The sequence below is a fragment of the Bradyrhizobium sp. 138 genome (assembly GCF_023074075.1).
Lineage (GTDB): Bacteria > Pseudomonadota > Alphaproteobacteria > Rhizobiales > Xanthobacteraceae > Bradyrhizobium.
Genome location: NZ_JADPKT010000046.1, coordinates 1 through 9776 on the forward strand (window position 1 = coordinate 1; position 9776 = coordinate 9776).

Here is a 9776-nt window from a genome sequence, read left to right on the forward strand (position 1 = left end):
TGCTCCAGCGCCCCTATCCCGGCTTGGATAGACTAATCCGGACGACCGGTCCTCTCCACCGGGTTTGAGCGCTGAAAACATCATGCCCTTTAACAATGCGGCCGAGCGAGCGCTGCGCGGCTTTGCGCTGGGAAGAAAGGCATGGTTGTTCGCCGGTTCTGATCGCGGCGCGGAGCGGGCTGCCGTGATGGCCACGCTTATCATGACGGCGCGTCTCAACGACGTCGACCCAAAAGCCTGGCTTGCCGATGTCTTCGCGCGCATCGCCGACATGCCGCAGAATCGCCTGCACGAGTTGTTGCCCTGGAACTGGACGCCTCCTGCGTCGAGGTCCTCCGCCCAGGCGGCGTAGCCATGCACGTCAACAAGGTTCACGCCGTCTTCACAATCGCTCGCGTCGCAAAAGACCTCGGCGAAGACGAGGACTGGCTCTGGGACGTGGCCAACGGAATGGACACAGAGGATGGCGTCATCTGGGTTTACGGCATAGGTGACGACCAGGTCATGGCGCTCACCGACTTCGGCATCGAAAACCTGACGGAGCTCGTCAGGATGCACAAGGAAGACCCGAACTCCTCAAGCGGTGAATCGGTGAGCCCCTGTCCGCGGCCTACCTCGGATGGATACGATGCGCGATGGCGACAACCGCCAGCATTGCGATGGCCGAATGAGGCATATTGCGCAGTGGCGATCCGAGTGGTGGATCAATTCGCCCTGCGGTCGCTCCTGCTGGACTGCCATCGCCAGTACCGCGGATGCGAGTTCGACCTGCATACTGCGCAGATCGCCATCGACTTTTGAGTGTCGCGCTCGATGCGCAGCAGCTCGTTTTCCTCGCGCAGCCGGTGTATCTCCGAAAGCAGGTCCGCCGACACCGGTGGCGCCTGCGTATGTGGCGCCACGCCGCCGATGCGGACCCCTGCCGTGACTTATCGCCACAGTGCCTCAGCGCAGAGACACGCAGATGGAGCTCCTTAGCCAGCGACCTGACTGAGCGACGGCGAGACCACCAACTAAATGGCTTGGCGTCTGTACTCCTCGGTAAACGACCGACGTTGACGTTCTATTCGACACCTCTTGGCTCCTCCAGCCTAGTACAGCTGTCCGTTCATTCAGAGGGGACTCAATCGGTCCATGACCAGCTTTCTGTCGGTGGTTCTCCTCAATTCCTTTTTTTGTATGTTTTCGGACAATCAGGCGAAGCGAGGAGCGTACAATGCCTATCATTGAAGGAGCTTGATCTTGGTAGCTCGTCGACAATGCGGAGAGCAATGTGATGCTGGCACAGCACTTGCTGAAGCAAGTGCGGCGCCAAGTGTATGAGAGAGAGTACGCTAGTGCTCCACGCGGGCTGCCGTTTACGGAGAAAGGTAAGTCATGAATGCAAAGCTGATCTACTTATCCGGCGAAGATGTCAAGAACTTGAGAATATCATCTCGGCAGGCGCGGGACGCCATCGTGGCCACGTTCCGTGACTATGCCGTAGGAAAGGTCGTTGGATTGCCAAAGTCGAGCATTGATACTCCTTCGTCTTTGTTCAGCTCGCTCAGCTCATCATCCCAAGCCTACGGCATTGCTGCAACAAAATGGATAGCAGTTGCGTCGGACAAGGAGGGCATGGGAAGAGCTAGAGTGAACGGTTTGATCTGCGTGAGTGACTACAAGACCGGGAGCCCTGTTGCTGTCCTCGATGGAAACTCTATCACTTTGATCAGGACAGCGGCGACATCGACAGCTGCGGCGAATTATCTCGCGCCGAAGACGCCCGAAAGTATTGGTCTGGTTGGCTGCGGATTACAAGCCCTCAGTCACCTCGACGCTTTCGTCGACTTGTATCCATCACTTCGCAAGGTCTATCTCTATAGTCGGAGCAGGGGGGCTGCCGAGTCAGTTGCCGTCGCTGCAGCCGAAAAACACCGCGAGCCAATTATTACGAAGGATCCGGGTATGCTGGTGAGTAAATGCGATCTTGTGATATCTATGATTCCAAGTGCGCCAGATCTAGAGTCTTTTCTGGACGCGCGGTTGCTTCAGTCTTCGTCCTTCGTTTCAGCAGTGGATGGAGGCAGGAGCTGGCGGTCGGACAGCTTAACTAGTTTCGACAGGCTTGTCACAGACAGTTTAGAGCAATCGGGGTCCCCGGTTGACGCAGCCAGTCGTCCGGTTAAGCACATCGTTTTTAGTGAAGACCTGCGCCATCTCACAAGTGGCTCCTCGGAATCCAGTTTGCGCAGCAAGACACTATTCGCATTCCGGGGCTTTGCGATTGCCGATTTGGCGATTGCGGATTTAGCGCTTCGGCAGGCGCGTGCTCTCGGAGTTGGAACAACTCTGCCACGTTGAATGGAGTATAACCTCTTAGGGCCTCGTTGGACACGCGTCGTGTAGCAGGCCGATAGGGGGTGTGATCGGTCAACAAAAAAGGCAAGACGAATGATCGTGCCGTGATCACAGCAACACCACCGGTAGCTAAGAGTCGCGATCGCCCGAGATCCTGCTATAACTTTCTGAGGCTTGAGGGGGAGCAGCCAATCGCGCTCCATCAAGCGACAGCGCATTGGTCATGTCTGACCTCCCGCGCGAGCGGGGTACCGTGCGTCCTTCATGTGCGGCGCCGCGTTCTATGGCTCTGGGTTGCGGTCTAAAGGACAAGCACCTTGCAGTCAGTTGCGACGGTAGACTGTCCTATGCTGCAGCAAGGTCAAGAGGATGCTGGATAGCCGCTCAGTTGGCCAAACCGGCTCTTGACGAACTTGGCCCTGTTAGCTTTGGCTCGCGGGAGATATCTATCACGACTGATCGACCAGATGAACGTCTTACGTTTGTTGCCGCGCACAAGTGCCCACTTCCGGTGCCCGACTAATTGTTTTGGGCGCGGTGTAAGGAAACGAACCCTGCGGCTCAATCGCCATCGAGCGCATCTTGCAAGTACTCGCATGCGGAGAGCTGAAGCTCATTGCCGGCCAGCTCACGTTTGTGCCGTCGCTAATCGAGTCGCATATGGACGCGGCACTCGCAACCGCGACCGCGACCTGATTCGCAACTTCGCACCTAAGTGGAATCCAAGGAATAATGAAGACTTCATAGCGAGCCAGTTGTGCCTCCTGCTTGCTGGATCTCGTTCAGTTACTGATCTACTCCGATGGTTCGTCTCGGTCCGAGATAGCAGCGCACGAGATCCACAATCCTGCGATTTCGCATGCGCTCAGGACGCGTTGGCCGCACATCTTGGAGTCAACCGGAACTTTACGGAGAGCGAGCCCCAATATTCAGGGGCGCGCAGGCGCGACAAGCTCAATTCAGTACTGCAAGAGAATCATCGATTATATGCGTTCGGCTGGTGGCTAGGCCATGACATTATAATCGGTCTTGCGTCTCGTCTTCTTCGTCATTGCTCACTCCGTCTGTCAGGCGGAGCGCCCTTTTCGAGCGCGCTCTGGCGTCTACCGGCCGCCCCGGCCGGCCAACGACCTTGCCCTGATGCGGCGGATCGACGAGCTGTTCACCGCCTGGCCGTCCCGCGATGCTGAAGGCTGAGGGGCTTCAGGTCAATCGCAAGCGCGTGCAGCGCCTGATGCGCAAGATGGGCATCGCGGCGCTGGGACCGAAGCCGAACACGACGAAGCCGGCGCCGGGCCACAAGATCTATCCCTATCTGCTGCGCAACATGACGATCGACCGACCGAACCAGGTGTGGGCGGCCGACATCACGTATGGAGAGCTCGTTCTGCCTCGCTGCGCTCGACGACGCTCTGGCACGGTATGGCAGGCCGGAGATCTTCAACACCGACCAAGGCAGCCAATTCACGAGTGCGGTCTTCACCGGCGCGTTGGCGGGCGCAGGGATCAAGATCTCAATGGATGGCCGCGGTCGTTGGATGGACAATGTCGAGCGGTTGTGGCGGTCTCTCAAGCATGAGGACATCTATCTCAAGGGCTATGCCGACGGTCGCGAAGCCAAGGCAGGAAATCGCAAACTGGATCGCCTTCTACAACGGTCGTCGCCTTCATCAGGCACTCGGCTATCGCGCGCCGATGGCGGTCTGGCGCGAACGGATGCAGGCTGCGAAGCTGTGGACATGATGGACAACGCTGACGCGTTGACCACATGCCCACAGCAACAGCAGCAGACAGAATCTCTGGCAGCGTGATAGAAACGGATCAGGAGCGGTCAGTTTCCAACTAACAAACCGGTTCAAGCGGTCCCGCTCCGCGGGTCCATTTCAGGCTATTACGCTTGGCGCGACCGCCCGTTGAGTGAGCGGGAGCCTATAGGAACCAGATGGTTTCGAAAGGCGGGCGGCATGCCACCAGCGATGTTCAAGTCCTCGATAAAGGGGTTCTCCGGGCGATACTTGTCATTGGTGGGGCGCGAAGAGATTGCTCTTCTCAAGGTGCAGGGCCATTCCCTCCGGGAGATTGGGCGCCGTCTCGATCGATCCACCTCGACAATCTCGCGAGAACTGCGGCGACAGCCACCAGCAGCGGCGGGTTGGAGTATCGGGCGACGACCGCCCAGTGGCATGCCGATCGGTCGGCACGTCGCCCCCGACCGACCAAGCTTCCGCTCAACGCAACCTTGCGCACTTATGTGGAGGAGAGACTTGCCGGCGTCGTCGTGACCCCGAGCGGCGCTCGCGTTCCTGGTTTCGCCGTTCCGTGGAAGGGCCGCCGGCATGGCCGGCGAAAGGATCGGCGATGGGCCAAGGCCTGGAGCCCTGAGCAGATTGCCCGACGCCTGCCGATCGACTTCCCGGACGACAAGACGATGCGCGTCAGCCACGAAGCCATCTATCAGTCCCTCTTCGTTGAGGGCCGGGGAGTGTTGCGCCGCGAGCTGACGGCTTGCTTGCGAACAAGACGCGTGTTGCGGATGCCCAGGGCGCGCGTACGCGGACGAGGCAAGAGCTTTGTCTCGCCGGAGATCATGATCAGTCGACGCCCTCCCGAAGCGGCCGATCGAGCGGCGCCGGGACACGGGGAGGGAGACCTCATTCTGGGCCTTCGCAGCTCGGCAATCGGCACGTTGATCGAACGCACGACCCGCTTCACGATGCTACTGCATCTTCCGCGCCTTGCAGGGCAGGGCGAAGCGCCGCCTATCAAGAGCGGGCCTGCACTGGCGGGACACGGGGGCGAAGCCGTGCGCGACGCGAATGCGCGCACCATCATAACCTTGCCCGAAGAGCTGCGCCGTTCGCTGACCTGGGATCAGGGAGCCGAAATGGCCCAGCACGATCGTCTGAAGATTGATGCGGGTGTCCAAGTCTAATTCTGCGACCCGCAAAGCCCATGGCAGCGTGGTACTAACGAGAACACCAATGTGTTGCTACGTCAGTACTTCCCGAAAGGCACAGATCTGAGCATCCACAGCGCTGACGAAATCTCTGCCGTGGCCGCCGCCCTCAATGCGCGACCGAGAAAGACTAACGCCGGCAGAAGCGTTTGACGAGTTGTTGCCATGAGTAAACATACTCGGTGTTGCGACGACCACTTGAATCCGCCCAGTACACCGGTGAGTAGTTCCAGCGTTTGATGGCCAACCACGGCATTATCTACAGCATGAGCCGTTCCGGCAATATCTAGGACAACGCGGCGATGGAGAGCTTCTTCTCGTCGCTCAAGACCGAACGGACGGAGGGCAAAACCTACAGGACCAGAGACGAGGCACGAGCCGATGTGTGCGACTACATCCAACGATTTTACAACACGATCCGCAGGCACTCGACCGTCGGTATCTCAGCCCGGTTGAGTTCGAGCGCGAGGTAGAATTAGCTTAACCTGATGTCCATCAAACCGGCAGCAGCTCATCCTCCTCCCGAGCTGCTTCGATCGTCGCATCTCGGTCGGCAGCAGACCGTCGTACTTCGCCGCCCAGTTGAAGAAGTCCTCCGGCTGATCCCTGGCTTGCGGCAGATCTCCGCCACTGCAACCCTACAATTCACCAATGGAAGTCGCGACAGTTGGGAACCCAGGTGAGCAGTCGCCAACGCCTCCGTCCAAGCCAGATCGCTTCGCTTTTCTCCTCGCTCACTCCGTGTCTGGTCGGCATGGAGGCCGCCTACGGCACGGCTCAGCCTTGGTTGTGCTGTGAGGCCGATTCCGCCGGCCTATTTAAAACTTACATGCAGTGAGGAGCTAAGAGCGGCGTCGCTGATGCCACGGCAATCAGCAGCGCAGTTCACCCCAATATACGGTTTGAGAACCAAGGTTCTTGATGCTTCATCGCGCAGGAGGCCTGCCGGTCCCCAGAGATGTATGAGGCCTTGTACCATTCGAGTCCACTTGCTCAGTTTTGGACTCATAGCCCGGCAAGGCCAGCAAGGGGTGGATAGCCCCGCGGGCTTGCTGGATGAGACCGACGCCGACCAACGAATGCTCGTATGAAATTGCGATTGTTGTGAATCAGCCGAAGGAATAGTACCAGCAGACTGATGACATCGACGGTAAGCTGGCTCTTCTCCAGCGAGAAAGTCCGATGCTGAAGTTGCTGTCCTACATTCGGCATCGGTCCCATAAGCGCCACGCGGCAGCATAGAGGCTCTACTTGAACGGCGTCGGGCATGGTACTCGCCGTCTTCCATGCGTGATGCGTCCGCGACCCGACAGATCGGAATCGTTCCGCATACCGACGATGCGCTCACTCACTTCGTGCATGCAAGAAACTAGACCTTCAGCGCTTCGGCTCAGCGGACCAGTCATGTCATATTCAAGACTTGATGTCGAAAAGGAGACACAAGCGGGCAGTCTTTCGGGCACTTTAGGAAGAGCTTAGGCTCGTTCTATCACATCGCGAGTGGCACGCCCATTGCTAAGGGGCGGGAGAGCCTCGCCGCAACGTGCAGAGCGCCCCGCATGGAGATCAATCGATGAAACTCACTTCCGGACTCGAAGCCTTTTGGGAGGCCGCATCCAAGAACTACCCTGAGCAAGTCAGGCCGGGCGGACCTCTCGATATGGAAATTGCAATGGAAAAGGTCTTGAATCCTGATTGTTCTGACCGCTTTTCTAAGCCATCGGTCCGGGGATGGATGTCGTCTATCTATCCCAAGACTTTTGACAAGCGCTCAACGAAAATAGGAGCCTTGGCCCTGACTTACAAAGGGTTAATTCAGCTAAAGACGCCTTTTGATTTAGCTCTTTATACCAGACTCATATGGGAGCTTCAGCCGAAGACAATTCTCGAACTCGGTTCTCTCCAGGGTGGCAGCGGACTCTGGTTTGCTGATCAGATGTCGCTGCTTTGCGAAGACCCGGGACACGTCCACTCCTTTGATCTGCACACTAAATGTATCCATGAACGTGCAAAGCATCCACTTCTCACCTTTCATAACATTGATCTATCGGACCTCGCGGCTTTCGATGGAGAGATGCTGACGAACGCGCCTCATCCCTGGCTTGTGATCGACGATGCTCACGTGCAGATTTTTTCAGTATTCGACTACCTGAATCGCCGCTTTCTCCTATCAGGAGACTATTATGTTATCGAAGATAATCCCATGAAGGCAGATAAAGAGATGATGGATGGCTTGCAACTGGTCGAGCGAGCAGGATTTCTGGTCGATACTTATTATACCGACGCGTTTGGGATCAACGTCACTTGTGCTCCAAACGCCTGGCTTCGAAAGTCGTGAGCTTGGATCATCACAGTGCCGGCTAGTGGCCCAAGATACTTTGCGGCTCGCCGCGCCTAAGAGGTGCCGGAACTCGATAAATCATTCTCGCAGAGCTCCTTTGAGACATCGATGTGCAACAGCCATGGCGAGCAGATATGTGCTCTAGACCTCGCCTCATAGAGCATCATGAGGAATGGCGGCCGTGAGCAATTTGCACTCTCGTGGCCAAGGTGTCTGATTGCCGACGTAAATGGAGGAGGACATCCGTGAACGCAAGCGAGAGCTCTCCACGCCTCGAGCCGAAGAAAGAAGGAAGCTTTAGGGTCGTGAAGAGCGAGCCTCTCACTCGCATATGTACGATATTGCTGGAAGCTGCCGGCGCCTCAAACAACGAGGCGCAAGCGGTTGCTGAAGGCTGCGTTAACGCCAACCTCGTCGGCCACGATTCTCATGGTGTGATCGCGATTCCATACTATATCGATTGCATCAAGGCGGGAAAGATCATTCCAGGCGCGAAGTGGACCATTGTGGAGCAGTCTCCGACGACTGCGGTCATCGATGGCGGCTGGGGCTTTGGCTTTGATGTCAGCGCCCGGGCGATGGCGCTCACTATCAAAAAGGCAAAGGCTGCTAATGTCGCCGCGTGTACCGTGTTTCGGCAAGGTCACGTCGGGCGCCTCGGGATGTATCCCTTGATGGCAGCAAGGGCCGGCATGATCGGCTTTGCGGCTGCTGATTCCGGCCGCTCACCATACGTAGCGCCGTTCGGTGGACGCGAGGCGCGGCTCGGCACAAACCCAATCTCAATTGCGGTGCCCTCTGATCTGGAGGCTCCCTTTCTTCTCGATATGGCCACTTCGGCTGTCGCAGCCGGTAAGATCAACCTAGCGGCCAAGCGGCTTGAAGATATTCCCAAGGGGTGGATTATCGATGCCGATGGACGGCCCACCACCGACCCTCGCGACTACATTAACGGCGGCGCGCTTTTACCGCTCGGGGGGACCGAAGGATACAAGGGCAGCGGCCTCGCTGCAATGGTAGAGGTGCTTTGCCGGCTGCTGACGGGCCCTGATTTCGAAGTCGCGCCGAGCAGTAGGGAGAATTTTAGTTGCTTGTTTGCGGCCGTCAATGTGGCGGCGTTCCGCCCGCTTCGTCAATTCAAGGAAGAGGTCGCTGATTTTGCGCGTTACCTGAAATCCACACCGCTATCCGAAGGCTCGTCCGGCGTGTTCCATCCAGGCGAGCTCGGACATTTACATGAACGGGAGCGCAGGGCGAATGGCATCTCAGTCGATAACGCCACATGGGAGAAACTGCGCGCGCTTGCCAATGATTACGGCCTCAGTCTGGAACTCGACCGTTTACTTAGAGGAGGTGGAGACGCATGAGGCCGTAAGCGCGACGCCGGCTATTCAGACGCGGGCTTGGCGATGCCTTCGATAACCTCTCTGGAAATGGCATCTTCCGAGCTTTTGATCTAGCTCCGCTTCTACCGAGACGCCGCTGATACGGCCATGCAGAGTTCAACATGAGACCTGTTGTACCGTATAAGGTCGTGCTCGCGGCATTTTATTTGGCAACATCAAGCAACTGGTTGATTCGCCAATTATCAGGCACGCACATGAGAGGCGGATAGGTGGCCTTTAGCCGATAGGACAATGGGAGATGCAGAACGGCGCTTCTAAGGCATACACCTTGACGTTAGTCGAAGGCAGGGCGTGCAGATGAGCGATCTCCTGGCCGATCAGGAATATCCTAAAACGGAGAAGGCTATTAGCCTTCGCGGCTAGTCTGAGCGAGGATCCTCTCCATGGGGGGAACGAACCCGGCCGGGAATATAAGACGGACTGGGTGCAGTACGCGTTCCATGATCCCTGCGATCCAGCTTAGCGGGAGGCGAAGCTCAAAACGGACACGGCGTTGGCCCATTTCGCAGACGTGATGTTTAGTCAGAAACGCGCGACAAGCGGAATATGTGTCGGCCGCCCACGGATGAGCTCGTTCGTCCAAAGCGGACGCATTGCGAAACGTTTGTAATGAGGAACCGTCCTACTATGACTAACTGGGATTACATCATTGTCGGTGGCGGCTCGGCTGGTTGCGTGCTCGCCAATCGTCTGAGTGAGAACACGAGCGTCAAGGTATTACTCCTTGAGGCGG

At 57.4% G+C, this 9776-nt stretch carries 5 protein-coding genes and 5 pseudogenes; 9 read left to right on the forward strand and 1 reads right to left on the reverse strand.

Annotated features, from left to right (window positions below):
• The first annotated feature begins 64 nt into the window (after nt 1-64).
• The 6 genes and pseudogenes from IVA79_RS17870 to IVA79_RS17895 form a co-directional block, all read left to right on the forward strand.
• Nucleotides 65-352, forward strand: a complete 288-nt coding sequence (locus IVA79_RS17870) for a transposase domain-containing protein (protein ID WP_346658189.1) — start codon at nt 65-67, stop codon at nt 350-352.
• Between the two features lie 2 nt (nt 353-354).
• Nucleotides 355-570, forward strand: a pseudogene (locus IVA79_RS17875) (hypothetical protein); the annotation flags it as partial.
• Nucleotides 571-1377: 807 nt separating this feature from the next.
• Nucleotides 1378-2343 (forward strand): ornithine cyclodeaminase family protein, encoded by a 966-nt coding sequence (locus tag IVA79_RS17880; protein ID WP_247554957.1) that lies wholly within the window; start codon nt 1378-1380, stop codon nt 2341-2343.
• 1183 nt (nt 2344-3526) lie between these two features.
• Nucleotides 3527-4083: pseudogene (locus IVA79_RS17885) on the forward strand (integrase core domain-containing protein); the annotation flags it as partial.
• Nucleotides 4084-4316: 233 nt separating this feature from the next.
• Nucleotides 4317-5465, forward strand: a pseudogene (locus IVA79_RS17890) (IS30 family transposase).
• A 31-nt stretch (nt 5466-5496) separates the two neighbouring features.
• Nucleotides 5497-5780 (forward strand): annotated as a pseudogene (locus tag IVA79_RS17895) (IS3 family transposase); the annotation flags it as partial.
• 43 nt (nt 5781-5823) lie between these two features.
• Here IVA79_RS17895 and IVA79_RS17900 read toward each other — a convergent pair.
• Nucleotides 5824-5933 (reverse strand): annotated as a pseudogene (locus IVA79_RS17900) (IS3 family transposase); the annotation flags it as partial.
• 936 nt (nt 5934-6869) lie between these two features.
• Here IVA79_RS17900 and IVA79_RS17905 point away from each other — a divergent pair.
• The 3 genes from IVA79_RS17905 to IVA79_RS17915 form a co-directional block, all read left to right on the forward strand.
• Complete coding sequence (locus IVA79_RS17905; protein WP_247554959.1) at nt 6870-7634, forward strand: CmcI family methyltransferase; 765 nt, start codon at nt 6870-6872, stop codon at nt 7632-7634.
• Between the two features lie 248 nt (nt 7635-7882).
• A complete protein-coding gene (locus IVA79_RS17910; RefSeq protein ID WP_247554961.1) occupies nt 7883-9004 on the forward strand; it encodes an Ldh family oxidoreductase in 1122 nt (373 codons plus the stop codon).
• 666 nt (nt 9005-9670) lie between these two features.
• Nucleotides 9671-9776: NAD(P)-binding protein (locus IVA79_RS17915; protein ID WP_247554963.1), on the forward strand; the 106-nt coding region annotated here is incomplete at its 3' end.